Origin of the sequence: Brevibacillus sp., assembly GCF_003521185.1 — a bacterium.
Classification (GTDB): domain Bacteria; phylum Bacillota; class Bacilli; order Brevibacillales; family Brevibacillaceae; genus Brevibacillus; species Brevibacillus parabrevis.
The window spans coordinates 1-16,651 of sequence record NZ_DOTK01000034.1; the positions used below are offsets into that span (position 1 = coordinate 1).

General features: G+C 52.5%; 16 protein-coding genes and 3 riboswitches. Of the genes, 11 read left to right on the plus strand and 5 right to left on the minus strand.

The window, feature by feature from the left end; translation table 11 throughout:
* From DEP07_RS08100 to kynB, 3 genes are all read left to right on the plus strand, one after another.
* Positions 1 to 333 (plus strand): hypothetical protein (locus DEP07_RS08100; RefSeq protein ID WP_287102354.1); only part of this gene is annotated, 333 nt, incomplete at its 5' end.
* Positions 334 to 616: 283 nt separating this feature from the next.
* Positions 617 to 1,798: an AAA family ATPase gene (locus DEP07_RS08105; RefSeq protein WP_287102355.1), complete on the plus strand. Its 1,182-nt coding sequence runs from the start codon at positions 617 to 619 to the stop codon at positions 1,796 to 1,798.
* Positions 1,799 to 1,938: 140 nt separating this feature from the next.
* Positions 1,939 to 2,556, plus strand: coding sequence for an arylformamidase (gene kynB / locus DEP07_RS08110; protein ID WP_173600208.1), 618 nt, complete (start codon positions 1,939 to 1,941; stop codon positions 2,554 to 2,556).
* A gap of 77 nt (positions 2,557 to 2,633) precedes the next feature.
* Here the strand turns inward: kynB and DEP07_RS08115 are convergent, their stop codons facing one another.
* Complete coding sequence (locus tag DEP07_RS08115) at positions 2,634 to 3,836, minus strand: saccharopine dehydrogenase family protein (RefSeq protein WP_122965055.1); 1,203 nt, start codon at positions 3,834 to 3,836, stop codon at positions 2,634 to 2,636.
* 493 nt (positions 3,837 to 4,329) lie between these two features.
* On the opposite strand from DEP07_RS08115, the gene zwf reads away from it, so the two are divergent.
* From zwf to DEP07_RS08140, 5 genes are all read left to right on the plus strand, one after another.
* Entirely contained in the window at positions 4,330 to 5,829 is a 1,500-nt protein-coding gene (zwf, locus tag DEP07_RS08120) for a glucose-6-phosphate dehydrogenase (RefSeq protein WP_287102356.1), read from the plus strand.
* 104 nt (positions 5,830 to 5,933) lie between these two features.
* Complete coding sequence (locus tag DEP07_RS08125) at positions 5,934 to 6,920, plus strand: Gfo/Idh/MocA family protein (protein WP_274874062.1); 987 nt, start codon at positions 5,934 to 5,936, stop codon at positions 6,918 to 6,920.
* 56 nt (positions 6,921 to 6,976) lie between these two features.
* The gene (locus tag DEP07_RS08130) at positions 6,977 to 7,600 is read left to right on the plus strand and encodes a cyclase family protein (protein ID WP_122965058.1); all 624 of its coding nucleotides are present in this window, start codon (positions 6,977 to 6,979) and stop codon (positions 7,598 to 7,600) included.
* A 28-nt stretch (positions 7,601 to 7,628) separates the two neighbouring features.
* Complete coding sequence (locus DEP07_RS08135) at positions 7,629 to 8,144, plus strand: DinB family protein (RefSeq protein WP_287102357.1); 516 nt, start codon at positions 7,629 to 7,631, stop codon at positions 8,142 to 8,144.
* 165 nt (positions 8,145 to 8,309) lie between these two features.
* Positions 8,310 to 8,507, plus strand: a riboswitch (cobalamin riboswitch).
* A gap of 700 nt (positions 8,508 to 9,207) precedes the next feature.
* Positions 9,208 to 9,313: riboswitch (SAM riboswitch) on the plus strand.
* A 148-nt stretch (positions 9,314 to 9,461) separates the two neighbouring features.
* Positions 9,462 to 9,572: riboswitch (SAM riboswitch) on the plus strand.
* Between the two features lie 79 nt (positions 9,573 to 9,651).
* On the plus strand, positions 9,652 to 10,914 hold the full coding sequence (locus DEP07_RS08140) for a homoserine dehydrogenase (protein ID WP_173598028.1): 1,263 nt from the start codon (positions 9,652 to 9,654) through the stop codon (positions 10,912 to 10,914).
* A gap of 33 nt (positions 10,915 to 10,947) precedes the next feature.
* Here DEP07_RS08140 and DEP07_RS08145 read toward each other — a convergent pair whose 3' ends face one another.
* On the minus strand, positions 10,948 to 11,100 hold the full coding sequence (locus DEP07_RS08145; RefSeq protein ID WP_217021478.1) for a hypothetical protein: 153 nt from the start codon (positions 11,098 to 11,100) through the stop codon (positions 10,948 to 10,950).
* 101 nt (positions 11,101 to 11,201) lie between these two features.
* On the minus strand, positions 11,202 to 12,347 hold the full coding sequence (locus DEP07_RS08150; protein WP_173599653.1) for a CapA family protein: 1,146 nt from the start codon (positions 12,345 to 12,347) through the stop codon (positions 11,202 to 11,204).
* Positions 12,348 to 12,422: 75 nt separating this feature from the next.
* Here DEP07_RS08150 and DEP07_RS08155 point away from each other — a divergent pair, with 75 nt between their 5' ends.
* Complete coding sequence (locus DEP07_RS08155; RefSeq protein WP_122965063.1) at positions 12,423 to 13,229, plus strand: VOC family protein; 807 nt, start codon at positions 12,423 to 12,425, stop codon at positions 13,227 to 13,229.
* Between the two features lie 57 nt (positions 13,230 to 13,286).
* A complete protein-coding gene (locus DEP07_RS08160; RefSeq protein ID WP_122965064.1) occupies positions 13,287 to 13,694 on the plus strand; it encodes an NUDIX hydrolase in 408 nt (135 codons plus the stop codon).
* A 287-nt stretch (positions 13,695 to 13,981) separates the two neighbouring features.
* Here DEP07_RS08160 and DEP07_RS08165 read toward each other — a convergent pair whose 3' ends face one another.
* Positions 13,982 to 14,464, minus strand: coding sequence for a CcdC family protein (locus tag DEP07_RS08165; RefSeq protein WP_063229897.1), 483 nt, complete (start codon positions 14,462 to 14,464; stop codon positions 13,982 to 13,984).
* Positions 14,465 to 14,572: 108 nt separating this feature from the next.
* Complete coding sequence (locus DEP07_RS08170; RefSeq protein WP_122965065.1) at positions 14,573 to 15,772, minus strand: MFS transporter; 1,200 nt, start codon at positions 15,770 to 15,772, stop codon at positions 14,573 to 14,575.
* A 192-nt stretch (positions 15,773 to 15,964) separates the two neighbouring features.
* On the opposite strand from DEP07_RS08170, the gene DEP07_RS08175 reads away from it, so the two are divergent.
* Positions 15,965 to 16,645 (plus strand): CPBP family intramembrane glutamic endopeptidase, encoded by a 681-nt coding sequence (locus DEP07_RS08175; RefSeq protein ID WP_122965066.1) that lies wholly within the window; start codon positions 15,965 to 15,967, stop codon positions 16,643 to 16,645.
* Positions 16,646 to 16,651 lie beyond the last annotated feature (6 nt).

Sequence of the window (16,651 nt, forward strand, 5' to 3'; positions counted from 1 at the left end):
CAAGGTGGCGGAGCAGGCCAAGGCGGTGGAGCAGGCCAAGGCGGCGGAACAGGCCAAGGTGGCGGCAAAGGCATCGGTGGTGGAACAGGCCAAGGCGGCGGAGCTGGTGAAGAAGGCGGCAAAGGAACTGGTAACGGCGGCGGAACCGGAGAAGGCGGCGGCAAAGGAAACGGCAACGGCGGCGGAACTGGAGAAGGCGGCGGCAAAGGAAACGGCAACGGCGGTGGAACTGGCAACGGCGGCGGTACAGGCAACGGTTCCGGCAATGGCAATGGATCTGGCAAAGACAATGGTCAAAATGCCGAGGACAACGAAGGAAACGGCAAAGACTAAAAAACCGTTACCTGGCAAAAACGCTTCGTTTCTCCCAAAGAGACGAAGCGTTTTCGTTTAGACAGGCGAAGCAACGGTTTGCAACGTCATTTTGTCCTTCGTCCGCCAATGTTCGCAATCCCGACTTTCCATATTCTGCTTGCAGGACGTTTGCATTATAATAAAGACGTCCGCGCTCCTTTTTCGGATGGGGTGGAAGACTTTTTCCCTAGCATGGAAGTCATGCAAAACAAAAGCTGACATACATAACGACACAGGATATTGATGGCAGAGGATGAATCACATGGCGAAAATAGAGATCATAAAAAGCATGCTGAGCAATGATCGGGGAAATGCCCATGCATGGTTTCTTTTGGGAATGGAGCATGCGGAACTGGGGGATCGCACGGAAGCATTGCAAGCTTTTACGCAAGCTCTCTCACTCGGAGATGGGGAAATAAAAGATAAAGTTGCAGTGGAATTGAACAAGCTGCAAAGGGAAATGCCGTTTTCCAAAAGCAAAAAAGGAAGCGCTTCTTGGGAGGCTTCTCTTTTTGGCTGGAGGCCCTCGCGACGAATCCAGGTGATAGAGGGGGGCAAAGGAAAAGCAGTTGAGCATGGTTGCGCGTTGCCCGACTTTACGACCGGCTATCATTCGGTTGGCGGGTTGCAAGCTGAAAAAGAAGTGATCGTAAACACATTCGCTGCCCTGACACAGCAAGGCGTGGTACATGAAAGGGGAGAGCGGGGAGGGATTTTGCTTTACGGCCCATCCGGTTGTGGCAAATCATTGCTCGCTAAAGCGACGGCAGAGGAGTGCCGCGTTCCGTTTTTTCCGATAGCGCAATCGGCAGGAAGCGACGTTATGTCCTATCTCGCTGAGTCTTCCTTTTCTGCTGTTGCGGAGGCAGACAGCTATCAAAATAAGCCGCTGCTTGTCTTTTGGGACGAGCTGGACGGGCGACAAGGGCAACAGATCGCCTATCAGAAGCAGGTGGATACGGAATTTGCATGGCTTGCGAAACTGGGCGAGTGGCAGCAGGCTGAGCGAGGGCTGTTCCTTATGGGAGCGACTACCGTTCCCTGGGAGCTGGACATCGCATGGTTGCGGGAAATCGGCTTTGCGCAAATGCTGTTTGTCAGTCCGCCGGATCGGGCTGCGCGGGCAGAAATTTTCCGGTTGAAGCTGAGAGGCAGGCCCGCCGAGCCGATTGATTACGCGCAACTGGCAGGCTGGACGGAATTTTATTCAGGAGCGGATATTGAGTACGTAGTTGAGCTTGCTACCGAGCAAGTCTTGCACGATTTTTTGACCAAAGGGGTGGAAAGGCCCATTCAGATGAGCGATTTGCGCGAATCGATCGCAGCCACTCGGCCGACGACGATCGAGTGGCTGCGGACGGTCAAAGAACATTTGCAAGAAATCAACCGAGACGGACATTATGCGGCTGTCGCACAATATTTGGACATGCATCGGCGCATTTGACTGGCAGGACCGGACTCACTTGAAAAACGTGAGGGGGTCCTGCCGTTTTTCTTGAAATAGAAAGAATATTGACGCAACGACTGTCTTTCTATAATCTGAGGGTAATCGAGCTGATTCAGCAAGGAATGGGAGGAATCGACATGAAGCTGTATGATATATCTCGACCACTCACAAAAGCTACGCCGACGTGGCCGGGGGACACAGCTTTTCAGTACACCGTGAACTGGCCCAAATCAGAAAGCGGCTCCGTCAATGTCGGGAAGCTCGTGATGAGCATTCACACGGGAACGCATGTGGACGCGCCGTTTCATTTTGATGATCACGGGAAAACGACGCTGGAATTGCCGCTTGATCTGTACGTAGGCGCAGCCAGAGTAGTCGATGTGTCGGGGCGTGCAAGCATCGGAGCGGATGATCTGGCGGGAATCGACTTGTCAGGGGTAACCCGATTGTTGCTCAAAACCATGTCGTGGTCCGAACCCGAGACGTTTCCTGCTGAGATTTGCTACCTTCGTCCTGATTTGCCGCCGTTTCTGGCAGAAAAAGGAATCAGGCTGCTTGGCCTGGACGTGCCTTCCGTCGATCCGCTAGAGAGCAAGGAGCTGCCTGCCCACCACGGGCTGCACCAGCATGGCATTTATATTTTGGAAGGGTTATGGCTAGATGCCATCGAGCCTGGCGACTATGAATTGATCGCACTGCCGCTCGCCTTGGCTGGTGCTGATGGAAGTCCTGTGCGGGCTGTTCTGCGCCGATAGGCTGTAGCGATGAAAAACCGCTCATACCTTAAAGCGGCATGAACGGTTTTTTTCCTAACTTTATTTCAACTTACGCTCTACGTGATTTGCAAGAGGGGGGAAGTTTTCTCAATGACGTCCCAATTCATGCCGCGCGCTTTCAGTCTGGCGAGAAACGGGATCGGATCGATCAGCTCTGGAGGTATGCAGCCTGTCATCGAAAGCAGTCCCTCTGCCATCATGTCAACGGCAACGACAGGCGGGATGCCGGTTTGCCAAATCGTTGCCTGAAATTCGGTTTTTTGGAAAACCTCGTCATGATTGGCGATCGTGTAGACGTAAACTTCTTTTCGCTTGTTATCTTTTCTGCCCTTGACGAGCGCGCCGACGCTGGAGTAGCCGTGGATTTTGCCTGCCAGGTCTACTGGTTTGGGCATCGTCGTTACGACCACGTCGCGCGGGGCAACGCGCACTCCTTTTACTTCAATCTCTTCATCGCTGTCCAGCCCAAGATAGCGCAACACTTTCAAGGTGTTGACGAAATCGGGGTGCAGGGCGTATTTGAAGTCGACGTATTTGCAGCCTTTTGCCCGTCCAATCGTCTCGCCGAGCGTAGTGGCTTCTTCATGCTCCACGTTGTAGCAGTCCAGCCAGCCGATCGGCTCCGGAAATTCAAATTCTTCTTTGTTGGCAAAAGGTGTCGGGAAATACTGTTCGCCTTTTGCCGCAGTCCAGAAGTTGGGCTTTGCCAGACATTCCTGTATGGCTGTCTGCGGGCTGAAATAGGAGCAGAAGCCGTCGTAATCCACTACCGAATTATCTCCATCCCGGATGAGAATGGCGTCTACTTCATCGAGCGAATCTACAGCGTATCGTGCGGCGATGTTCGAAAAACCGGGGTCGCACCCGAGCCCCATGATTCCCAAAATACCTGCTTTCCGAAAACGGTCGTTCCAGGACAGTTGCTGCTGCAGCCATTGCGGGCCGCAAGAAGCCGTATCAATATAATGAGTTCGTGTGTGAAGGCAAGCCTGCATCACCGCCAGGTTGTTTTCTGGCAAGCCGATGTGCAGCAAAAGGTCGATGTCGCCCAAAATGGATTGGACGCTGGACACGTCGCGGGCATCCACACATTTTACCTGGATTTCCACATTCGTCTCCCGGCGCAGCTCCTGGGCCAGTTCTTCTGCCGGGCCGATGGCTATATCGGCCAGGACAAGCTTGGTGACAAAACGGGATTTGATCAACTCGCACGCGCTTACTTGTCCGACTCCACCTACTCCTAAGATTGCGACTCGCATAGAGTCCTCCTCCCTGGTGACAAATCTGCTATCTTCGCATTCGAAACAGCCATTTTTGCAAAAATAACGAAATGGACGATGAACGGCGGACTCCCGCCAGGGCATCATCGATCGGCTCGCGGGGACGCAAGGAAAGCACCATGAGAAACCTCCTTTTTCGTTTTGATTGTTCACCAAACGATTGAAAAAGCAAGGTGAATAGTACATGTATATGAAGCATTCCTCACGTCCCATGCGCGACAGTGAATATCGAAGCGCAATTCTTTTTCGGGGATGGGACTTGTCTTTCCAGCAAACAGCTACGCCTCGGTTTTTCCTCTCTGCGGGTTGCGAAAAGTGTTGACCGCAAGCGGTTGTATCCACTTTCATGAAAAAGTCGAGGTGCACTCGTCAAGCAGAGTTGTCTTGATAATAAAGCGAATTTCTCTAATAATAACGGTGTAAACCAACGAAGCATTCCGCATCGTGAGTGTACGGAAGGATGGAAACACACATGGAACCGATGAGCTTTGTTCTTTTTGGCGCGACAGGAGACTTGGCAAAACGCAAAATTTATCCGGCCTTGTTTAATTTATACGTAGATGACAAACTTCCCGGCAGCTTTTCTATTGTCGGTGTGGGCAGGCGAGCTTGGTCTGGTCAGGAGTTTGTTCGCAGCGTGGAGCAGTCGATCCGGGAGTTTTCCCGGCGAGATGCGATTGATCAGGCACAGCTTGAACGATTTTTGGCAGCCTTTTCTTATGCGGCTGTCGATGTGACGAAAGCAGAAGCTTACACGCCACTGCTGGAACGGGTCAAGCAGCGCGAGGACGAATGCAAGCTTCCGCAAAATCGGATGTTTTATTTGTCGGTTGCCCCTGAGTATTTCGAGGTGATTGCTGCCAATATCCAGACGAGCGGACTCGGCTCTGTTGCCGGCTGGAAGCGCCTGATCATCGAAAAGCCGTTCGGACGCGATCTGCAATCGGCGGAAGACTTGAATGAGAAGCTGGCCAAAGCGTTTTCCGAAGAAGAAATTTACCGGATCGACCATTATTTGGGCAAAGCGATGGTGCAAAATTTGGAGGCGTTGGAGTTTGCCAATCCCGTTTTCGCCGCTCTCTGGAACAATCGTCACATTGCAAACGTACAGATCACAGCGAGCGAAACGGTCGGGGTAGAAGAGCGGGCTGGTTTTTACGAACAGGCTGGGGCGCTGCGTGACATGTTGCAAAATCATATGCTGCAAATGCTGATGATGGTTGCCATGCACATCCCCAAGCGGATTACGGCGCAAGACATTCGCGCGCAGAAACGTAAAGTAATGGAAGCAGTGCGGCCGCTGGCGCTTGAAGAAGTGGCGAAAAACATCGTGCGGGGGCAGTATCGCGCAGGAAGCATGGGGGAAGTTCCGGTGGCAGGCTACCGGGAAGAGCCGGGAGTATCGCCGACCTCGATGACGGAGACGTATATCGCAGCCAGAGTCTGGATTGACGACCCGTTTTGGAGCGGAGTGCCCTTTTACATTCGCACAGGGAAACGGATGAAGGAAAAGTCGACGCGAATCGTCATTGAGTTCAAAAACCCGCTGGAGCAGCTGTATCGGGAGCAACAGGAAAAGACAGCGCCGAATTTGTTGATCATTCATGTGAATCCACAGGAAGGAATCGCTTTGCAGCTGAATAGTAAGAATCCGGCCAATAGCGGAAAGATTGAGCCTGTGACCGTTGATTTCAGTTCCGGGCAGAAGGACGTCCCAGAGGCTTATGAACGCCTCTTGTTCGATGCGCTGCGTGGAGACTCGACCTATTTTGCCCATTGGAATGAAGTGCGCCTGTCGTGGAAATGGGTAGAGCCAATCTTGACGGCTTTTGAGCGCAATCTCGTACCGCTTGTCTCGTATGAAGCGGGAACATACGGGCCGGATGCAGCGAAACAATTGCTGCAAGCGGAAGGATTTTCCTGGTGGTTGGATGAAGTAGAAGAGAGGGAGCCGGAGCCGGTGCATCGGTAATGGCTGACTGTACACCTCGGCTTATGCGAGTGTCTTGCTCATTTCGGGTTGAGACTGGCTCAAGCCAGGGGTGAGTCAAGTGAAAAAGAAGGGGGAAGCGATTCATGCGTTTTGGCGTAATCGGCACCAACTGGATTACAGATGAGTTCATCCAGGCAGGTTTGACCGTCGAAGGCTTTTCTCTTCAGGCGGTCTATTCGCGGACGAGCGAACGCGCCCAGGAATTTGCTGAAAAATACCAAGCCCCTTTTGTATACACGGATATAAAAGAGATGGCATCGAGCGGAACCATCGATGCTATCTACATCGCAAGCCCCAATTGCTTTCATGCGGAACAGGCGATCCTGTGCATGGACATGGGGCTGCATGTGTTGTGCGAAAAGCCGTTTGCTTCTAACGCGGCAGAAGTCGAAGCCATGCTTGCGGCAGCGAAAAGAAATGATGTGCTGCTCATGGAAGCCGTCAAATCGACCCTCGTGCCCAATTTTTCTACAGTCCGGGATCATTTGCCCAAGCTCGGCACCATTCGCCGATATATCGCAAGCAACTGCCAGTATTCCTCCCGCTACGATGCCTACCGACAGGGCCAGGTTATGCGAGCTTTTGATCCCGCCTATTCCAACGGAGCGTTGCTGGACATCGGGATTTACTGTCTCTATCCTGCGATTGTGCTGTTTGGCAAGCCAGAACAGGTCAAGGCGGAAGGCGTTCTACTGCAATCAGGGGTAGATGGCGAGGGCAGCATGCTGTTGAAGTACGAAAATATGGATGCCGTCATCAGCTTTTCCAAGATCACGACTTCGTACCAGCCTGCGGAGATTCAGGGGGAGGACGCGACGATGGTGATCGATAAAATCAACCATCTCACGCGTATCGAGATTCGCTACCGCGACGGGAGGGTCGAGGATGTGACCAGGCCCCAGACGCCCAAAACGATGCATTATGAGATCAGAGAGTTCATTCGCTTGGCTGAGGCAGGCTTGAGAGAGTCAGAGACAAATTCACATACAGCTTCCCGCTGGACCATGGAGGTCATGGACGAAGCGCGAAGACAAATCGGTGTTGTGTACCCTGCTGATTTGCCGCGTTGAAGGAAGGGAACAGCTAAATCATAAAAAAGCAGGAAGACAAGGGGGGCGAAAACGCGATGAGAATGTTCGATGTGACGGCACCAATCTTTGAAGGCATGACGGTGTACAAGAACAAGCCGGAAAAGCAACCGAAAATACAGACGGTTACGAATGGGTACGTAACCGAGTCCAGAATCGATATGGATGTGCACTCTGGCACCCACGTAGATGCGCCGCTGCACATGGTGAACGATGGAGAGACATTTGAGAGCATCTCGCTGGAAAAACTGGTCGGGAACTGCCGTGTGCTTGACTTGACGCACGTTGAGGACCAGATTGGCCGGGCTGAGCTGGAAAAGTTTGATATCGCCCCGGGAGAGTTTCTCCTGTTTCAAACGAAAAATTCGCAAGACGACGCCTTTTCGTTTGAATTTGTTTATTTGGCGCACGATGGCGCTGCTTATTTGGCTGAAAAAGGCGTACGGGGAATTGGCACGGATGCTTTGGGGATTGAACGGAGCCAAGAGGGGCATCCGACGCATAAAACGCTGTTTGCCGCAGGTATCGTCGTGATCGAAGGGCTGCGTCTGCGCGATGTGCCACCGGGCCTCTACTTTATGGTGGCTGCTCCGCTGAAGCTTGTAGGAACAGATGCAGCTCCTGCGCGGGTGCTGCTGTTTGAAGGCTGGCAAGAAGGATAAATAGAGAGAAGCCGAGGAGGACATGAGCATGCTGATTCGCCCAAACCGGGAGGAGTACCAAGATTATTTTGCTACCTACGTCAGTCAAGTGCCAGAAGGTGATCTGCTGACGATTCTCGAACAACAGGCAGCACAGACAGGGGAGATGTTCGCCGGATTGACAGGGGAACAAATCGATCATCGCTACGCTCCGGGCAAATGGACGGTAAAAGAAGTGCTGGGCCATATCATCGATACCGAGCGAATCATGAGCTATCGCTTGCTGAGAATCGCCAGAGGGGATCAGACTGAGCTGGCGGGGTTCGATGAAAATACGTATGTAGCAGAAGGCTTCTATCAGGAGCGCAGTCTGGCGGATTTGCTCGCAGAATACAACGCTGTGCGACAGTCGACGCTGGCCCAACTGCGGGGGATCGCTGCCGAGGCGTGGACGAGAACGGGCACAGCAAATGGCAATAAGCTGTCGGCACGCACATTGGCCTATATTATCGCCGGACACGAGGCACACCACTGTAGAATTTTGCGGGAACGGTATTCGCTGTAAGCCGGGAGAAGCCCGCTGTTTCGCTTTCTGTGTGTCGCTTTTCGTTACTCGTTTTTCGCTTTCCAGCTGTCGCTGCGTGTTCCTCGCTATCTTTTCGCTGCCGCTCGCAACTCGCCCTCCCTATCTCGGCAATGGTAGGGTACAATAACAGTAGTGATTTTTCCAATTTCATATGTGGGAACAGGTTCCTTGAGGTATATCGCCGCAAGGATAATAGGGAAGCTCGGTGCAAATCCGACACGGTCCCGCCACTGTAAGAGGGGAGTTTTGCGCATACAGGCCACTTGTCCAGACTTGGATGGGGAAGGCAGCGCCAGACGATGATCCCAAAGTCAGGAGACCTGCCTGTTTCGACGACACTGATGGACCTACGGGAGATAGGGAGGTGTTAGAGGACTCGCCATGACAGCAGGGGGACGAATACGTTTCTCTTTGCTTGCGCATTTTCTAACGATCGTATCGGTCGTCGGAAAATGCTTTTTTTGTTTGGGGGATTGGTGTGGTCTGTCGAAGGGGGCAACTTGTCTCGAAATTGATGCGATTAATCGAGGCGCTGGAGTAGCTTCGCGATAGAAGCGGCTAAAATCGAAAGAGCTGAGCTGAAGCTGCCTCTCGCTTGCAGCGGTTCGTCGAATGGACCAGGGCGTCTCGCGGTTGATCTACCTGTCAAAGAGGCTACGATGACTCGCGATTAAATTCAACTTGACTAGATCTTGTACGAATGTGAGGGATCGCAAGCTTGCGAACCGGAGCCTTTTTAAGGATATCGTTGCCAGATTGTCGCCGTGAAAAAGGAGGGAGTGGCGTGGTTCAGCTTTTCATATGTCCATGGTGCGGCTATGTTGAAGAAAAAGAAGTGCCAGAGGAAAGCGAAGCAGGAATCGTTACGTGCGCTTGCTGCAACATGGCAGAAGTGGAAAGTGTGTTTGCGCGTGGAAACGGCTGCTTTGCTGAGGGGGTTGCCGTTCTGTCTTCCTGCTTGCGAGTCTTGTCAGCAAACAAAAAGAATTGTGTTGACGAATGCATTGGAATTTCTTAGAATAGGCTCAATAGCAAATCATAGTTCTTATCCAGAGAGGTGGAGGGTCTGGCCCGATGAAGCCCGGCAACCGTTGCTTTTGCGACAAGGTGCCAATTCCTGCGGGACGTTTCGTCTCGATAGATAAGAAGCGGGTGCCTCGTAGCAGTCAAGACGAACCTTCTTCTTAGCGGAGAAGGTTTTTTGATGTATGAAAAAGTGGGAACGAGGCAAACATTTGCCCAATTTCAAAGACAAGAGAGAACTGACATCTAGCAAAGAACAAAAATTCATAGTTTTCTTTATCTAGAGAGGTGGAGGGACTGGCCCGATGAAGCCCGGCAACCGTTACGCAGTTTGTGACAAGGTGCCAATTCCTGCAGGACGAAAATCGTTCTGGGAGATAAGGAGAAGGACCTTGATGCCAAACCTTCTTCTTAGCAAGAAGGTTTTTCTTATTTTTCCAAAACATGACATGAGGTGGTAATAATGAGCGCAGGTGTAATCAAAGTAGGATTGCTGGGATTGGGAACAGTAGGGGGCGGCGTCATCAAAACGATTCGCTCGCAACAGGAGAAGCTGGCGCAGCGGTTGGGCAAACGGATCGAGATTGTCAAAGCATTGGTTCGCGATTCGGAAAAAGAACGGGCGGTTCAGGTTGATCCTGCGCTTTTGACTACCGATTTTGAGGATGTGCTAAAAAGCGATGTGGACATTGTCGTGGAGGTAATGGGCGGTGTCGAGCCTACGTATGATTACGTGCGTGCCCTGATTGAAAAAGGCTGCCATGTGGTAACGGCGAACAAAGAGCTGCTCGCCAAACGCGGCCCTGAGCTTGTCGATCTGGCTAACCAGCATCAGGTGCATCTGGCTTATGAAGCGAGCGTAGCTGGCGGGATTCCGATTTTGAGTGTGCTGCGGCAGTTTTTGCGCACAAATGACATCCAAGGAGTTCGCGGTATTCTCAACGGGACGACGAACTTCATCTTGACGAAAATGGAGGCGGAACAGCTCTCTTATCAGGAAGTGCTGAAGCAGGCGCAGGAGCTGGGCTATGCGGAAGCTGATCCGCGTTCGGATGTGGAAGGTTTCGATGCCATGTACAAATTGTACATTCTCGCGCAGCTTGTGTACGGGGAGTCGTTGCCGCTTGCGGATGTCGTGCGTAAAGGAATCGCCGATTTGTCTGCCGGACACATCCGGATCGCAAGCGAGCTGGGTTACCGGATCAAGCTGATTGCCCAGGCACAAAAAGCCGAGCAAGGCATCCGCCTATCGGTTCAGCCGACTGTGCTGCCCATTGCCCATCCGTTGGCGCAAATCCAGGATGCGTTCAATGCGGTGCAGCTCTCCGGGAACATCGTGGGCGACCTGTTGTTTACGGGCCGGGGTGCAGGCGAACTGCCGACCGCAAGCGCTGTCGTTGAAGATTTGGCTTACTTGTTGACCCAGCCATTTACGCCGCATCCTGTTTGGACAGAAAAAAATGCCGCGGCTCAGTTGGAGCAAGGGCAAGACGAACGGGTGCTGTGTTATTTGGAAGGCTCGTGTATCGCCGCCACACCTGATCGCGTGCTGCATTTCTTGCGGGAGGCTGGCGTGAACGTGACGAAATTGAAGGTGCAATTCGACTTGGGCGGTGTGCTGCGCGCGGGCTTGATCGTTACAGGTATTCGCGCAGAGCATGAGCAAGTGCTGAAAAGTGACTTCGGACTTTCCGTGCGCTGCTTCCCGCTGATCGAATCGGCATAGCTCGCAGTCTGTCTAGATCAGCGCTGATCCTTTCTACTTGCTTTTTTTATCCGAGAGCTGTTGATCGGTATCTGAAGGCCCGTTTTTCTGATTGCCGGGGAAGACGACTTTTTCCCATTTGGTCATGAAATAACTGCAGAGTATAATAAGGCCGATCGCCGATACGGTGATAATCAATCCGGTCATATGTGCCGCCTCCTTTTCGCTGGAAAAAGTGGTTCTACTATGGTCTACGAAAGCAATATGGAAAAGTTTCGCCAAAAAAGGCAACGGGCACGCCTCATTTATCATGAGCGTGCCTGTACGTGACCATCGGCTTCAATCTGAACGTTTTCCGACAGTGATTCGATTCGTTGCAGAAGCGCTGCCCCATCCGTGTCATTCATCGGTACCGCTCGTCCCAGCTCGGCATGGAACGGGAGCATCGTCAGTTCACAGGAAGCGTCTTTTGTGCAGCTTGCTTGCAGTACCATCGTCTGCCACGTTTTTGGCTCCGTCGAGCGGGTGAAAATGAAATTGCCCAAACTGTAGGCAATCCACTTGCCGTTGTAGCGTTCAAAGCCTTGCAGGACGTGAGGATGACCACCGACGATCAAGTCTGCTCCTGCGTCAATGTAAGCTTTGGCCAATTCTTTTTGGTGATCGACGGGAAAGTCTTCCCGTTCCTTGCCCCAATGGGCGATCACGACGACGAGATCAGCGTGTGCCTTTGCTTGTTGAATCGCTTGGACGGCTTTGGCGGAATCATAGGAGCCAGCCAGTCCAGGCTGTTTCTCCGTGGCGAACCAGCTGACTTCGGGAATGACCCGGCTGAATCCGAGCAAGGCGAGCTTGATGCCGTTTCGCTCCACCACGACGGGAGTGAAGGCTTCCACAGAGTCTTTGCCGCCGCCGAGGTAAGCGATCCCGTTTTTGGCAAGCGCGTCAAACGTGTCGAGCAATCCGGCCACGCCCTGATCCATCGAATGGTTGTTTGCCAGGTTGACCGCATCGATCCCTGCTGCTTTCATCGCAGGCGCAGCCAAAGGAGAGGACTTGTAAACGTATTGTTTGTTGTCGGCAGGCGTGCCTTTTGTGGTAAGTGGCGTCTCCAGATTGGCTATGGTAAAGTCATCCTGCAAAAACAGGGAACGGACGTGCGTGAACGGGTAGTCGTAGCCTTTTTCGAGCAACGTTTTTTCCACATTTCCGGACATCATCACATCTCCGACGAAGGTCAGCCGGACAGTCGGCTCGTGGGCAACAGCCGGAGGTGGTGCGGAATCGTGTTCAGGGGAGGCGGAATGGCTTCCCAGCTTGTCGAAAGCGAAGTAAATCCCTGAGCAAAGGATGACGAGCAGACTGAACAAGAGCGTTTGCTTCGCCATCCTTTGCCACTTCTTTTGTCGTTGTTTTCGCCGGATGTGCTTTAGGCTTTGCTGCGTCTGATTCATTATGCTCCTTTCAACGGTAACGAAAAATGGGTGAATTTGTTATTATAGAGCTAATACGAAAAGGGGCGAAAAAAGATGCAGCTTTCCTTCGATCATCTGGTTCATTTCGTGCACCGTCCCCCTGGAGAGGCTGCCCGGCTTTTTCAGGAAGCAGGCTTTCACGCTGTCGCGGGCGGACGTCATACCCATTGGGGAACATGGAACAGTCTCAGCTACTTGGGACTATCTTATGTGGAGTTTTTGGCGGTGGAGGAGGCAGCTGTCGCCAAGCAATCCGACAATCCGCTCATCCGGCAACTGGTCTGGGAGGCGAATCGCGGTGAGGGACTTGGGCAAATTGCCCTGCGCACTCGGCAAATGGACGCGTGGGTAGAGCGATTTCAGTCACTTGGTCTCAAAGTGACAGGGCCGGTAGCGGGCAGCCGCACGCGAGACGACGGGAAGATTTTGCAGTGGCGCATGCTGTTTGCCGAAGACCCGCACAGTGCGAGACAAATGCCGTTTCTGATTGAATGGAGCGAGACAGACGAGGAGCGCAAAGCCGATTTGACACAGCGCGGCATCATCGCTCCGCATCCAAATGGCGCGACGGAGCTGCAAGCGGTTGGTTATGCTGTTTCCGATCTGGAAGCGGCAGCAGCGGATTGGACGCGGTGGTTCGGCTTGCCGAGCCAAGCAGTGTTCGACGATGAGCAAATGGGCGCTCGTTGCCTGACGCTTGCTTTACCTGGCGGAAATATCGTGCTGTGTGAACCGCAGCAGGATGGATCGGCCAAGCGGATGCTGCAATCGCGCGGAGAGCGTCCTTTTTTTGCAAGAGTAGGCGCGGCAAAAGCGCTTCACGAATCGCACTCCATTTGTGGCGGGACGTACCTGATTTGAATTTGCTAGAAAGTAACGAGGGGCAAAGCAAGAAAATGGCGCAAAGGAGGCGAGCTTGTGACATCACCCAAGCATTCTTTGTCCGCTGCGGCGATTATCGTCAATGATCGCAACGAAGTGCTGCTGATCAAAGGGCCGAGACGGGGCTGGGAAATGCCCGGCGGAAAGGTGGAGCAAGGGGAGTCCATCCGCGAAGCAGCGATCAGGGAAACGAAGGAAGAATGCGGCTTGGACATTGAAGTGACGAAATTTTGCGGCGTGTTTCAAAATGTCAGCAAGTCGATCTGCAACGCCCTGTTTCTCGCCAGACCGATCGGCGGAAAACTAATCACAACGCCTGAGTGTCTGGAGTCGGGCTTCTTTCCGATCGAGGAAGCTTTGCAAAAGGTGACCTGGAGCAATTTCAGACAGCGCATCTCTTTATGTTTGCAGGAGGAAAAGCATCCGTTTTACGTGGAGTTTTAGGGCAAACGGGCAAGTGTAGGTCGTAGTGAAAAGAGCGGGCGAAATCAATCAGCAGGCAAAAAGCTGTCCGAACAGGGACGGCTTTTTTGTTTTGAGAAAAAAGTGAGTGTGTTTGCTCATTCACGGCGGGCCTTAGAGCTTTTTGCAACTGATTAGCCACATCGTTGAGTTTTTCCAAACGCACTTGACTGAATAACTGAATCATAGAAAAAAGAGCAACCCGTTCCCTTTGCGAAAAAAGGAATCAGGTTGCTCTTTCTTTTCTGCGACATCAACATCGCCGGCGATCAATGCGTTCCGAACGTCTTTTTCGTCAATTGGCGGTACATGTACAGCATGGCAATGCGCCACGGAACCAGCATGCCGAACGCCAGCAGGAAGAACAAGCCGCCTGTCTGGATCGGGGTGAAGCTGTCGTTGATCACCAGCTTGATAATCAGCCGGATGATCAGGAGTCCTGCCAAAATAAAGAAGAACGCACGGGAACGTTTGAGGTAAACGTCTTGACCGATGATCTCAAAGCGCGAAGTCATAATCAAGGGAATGGAGAAAATCAATCCGGTTACAAACGCCGCCAGATCGTACATCGGTGGCAGCGCCGCTTCCGGAAAGAAAAACATGGCAAAGCCAGTAGCCATGAAGAACGGCGGCAGGATAATGCTTTTTGCAGACACAGGCTTTTTTTGCCGGCGCATGCGCAAAAAGATGACCGCGGTTGCCATCACCAGCGGCACCAAAATGCCAAAGGATGAAGAAGTGAGTATCTGCATGGAAAAAACGCCTCCATAGACTTTCAACAATTTTTCAATGTTGTCTTGTCTAGTTTACACCAAATTGAGACGTATGGGGAAGCCGCAGACAGCGAAGCGGCATTTTTGCTAAGCCGCCGCTTCGTCGCTGGCCCGGACATCGAGCTTGTGTTTTTTGCTGTAGAGGAGCGTCAAGAGGCCGGACAAGAGCGTCAGCGAGCCGATAAACAGCAGGTAGCCGGTGATGCCGAGCAGGTCGAGACCGACCCCGGTAATCCCCAGCGCGAGCAGAAAACAGCCGCGGTCGAGCATGCTTTTGAAGGAAAAAAACCGTCCTTGCTGGTGGGCTGGCAAGCGCTTCTGAAAGATCGTCGCAATGACCGGAAAAAAGAAGGCGACGACCAAGCCAAACACGGAAAAGGAAGACAGCACCATCGCTTTGTTGTCTGCCATGGACATTCCGAATTGGGAAAGCGCGAAGAAAAACAGCATGAGCGTAGAGGCAGCGACCAGATTTTTGCCGCCGATCCACCGTTTGGCGAGCAGTCCGCCGATCAAAATGCTCGTGCCCTCGACCGCGTAAATCCAGCCCATGAGCTGCGGCTCGTTTTGCATCTCGCTTAGGTTGAGGATCATCAGATTGAGTCCGCCCAAAAACAACGTAATCAAACCGTTGTTGATCAATCCGACAAACAAGGCAGGGTCTTTGCGGGCAATCATCAGCACTTCGCGGAACTCCACTTTTTCCTTCATATTCCGCGAGGTAACGGGCGGAATCCGCAAAAACAAGGTGACGACAGCCAAAATCGCGTAGGCAATGATCGAGCAAATGTACAGCATGGGCAATTCCATGGAGACCACGAGCACACCCCCGAGAGCCGTTCCGCCAATGCGCGACAGGGTGGAAATGTTCAAGTACGCACTGTTCGCTTTCAAAAGCTCATCTTTGCTCAAGATGGCAGGCAAGGAGGCTTGCACGGTCGGGAAGTAAAACGCCGCAGACACTTGCATGACGATCAGGGAGACGATCATCCAGAGAATGGAATCGTACGCGAGAGCGGGAAACATGAACACAGGGCTTAAAGTCCGGGCCATGCTGGCAAAGAGCATCACTTTTCCCTTGTCGTACATATCGATGACGACGCCCGCTTTCGGAGCCAACAGGATGCTTGCGATCAGACCGCTCATCAAAATCAGACCCTTCACGGTTTCGGAAGGGATCAGGCTCTGCATGAACGCCAGATTGGCAATGATGGAAATCCACATGCCTGCACCTGCGACAATCTCCCCTGTCATCAGCAAAAGAAAGGTTCGGTTGCGCCACAACATGAGAGCCACTCCATATCTTTTTGGTTTTTGACAAAAAAATGAACCGATCGAGTTTTTCAAAACGGTAAAACCCAGTATAGCATCTGCCCAAATATTTGTATATTTATTGACGCTGTATGTATGCTTCCTAGCAATAACGGGCAAATTACTGGAACAATGAGCGGCGATTACGCAAAAAAGGAGCTAATCGGCATGGCGCGAAAACGTACGCTGCTTCTGTTGATCGGGTATGGATTTGCTGCCACGCTTGCCATCTTTTACGGACTGGTAGAGCGGCACAGCTTGTTTGTTACGTTTGTTGCCTTCCATCTGGTCGTATGCGTGGGAATCCCCCTGCTGCACGGCTGGTGGGAGAAAAGTTTGCAGGAAAATTGGCAGTTGGCGTGGGGCCGGTTCGAAAAGCGGGGAGCGCTGTTTGGAATTGCGCTGGGCGTGCTGTTTTTTACGGGGATTCAGGCTGGATTGTGGTTGCTTTTGCAAGCGGAGGGCTTGCCTGCTGCTGTGCGGGCGGGTTTGGAATCGTGGGGGTTGAGCCGCAAATGGATCGGCTGGTTTGCCCTATACCTCGTGTTCGTGAACTCGTTGCTGGAAGAATTGTTTTGGCGAGGCTTTGTCCTGCAACGGATGCTTCGTTCGCTTTCCCGTGCCGTCTCCGTGCTTTTGACCAGCTTTTTTTATACGCTCTATCATCTGATTGTCACGACAGCCTTGTTTGGCTTGTGGCGAGGCTTGCTGCTGACTAGCGCAGTATACGCGGCCGGGGTTATTTGGGGCTGGCTGAAAGGGCTGTTCCCATCGATATATCCTACCTGGTTCAGTCATTTGCTCGCAGATTTGGGGCTGGCTTTGGCGGTTGTTTTGTGGATTTACTAGCGGGAA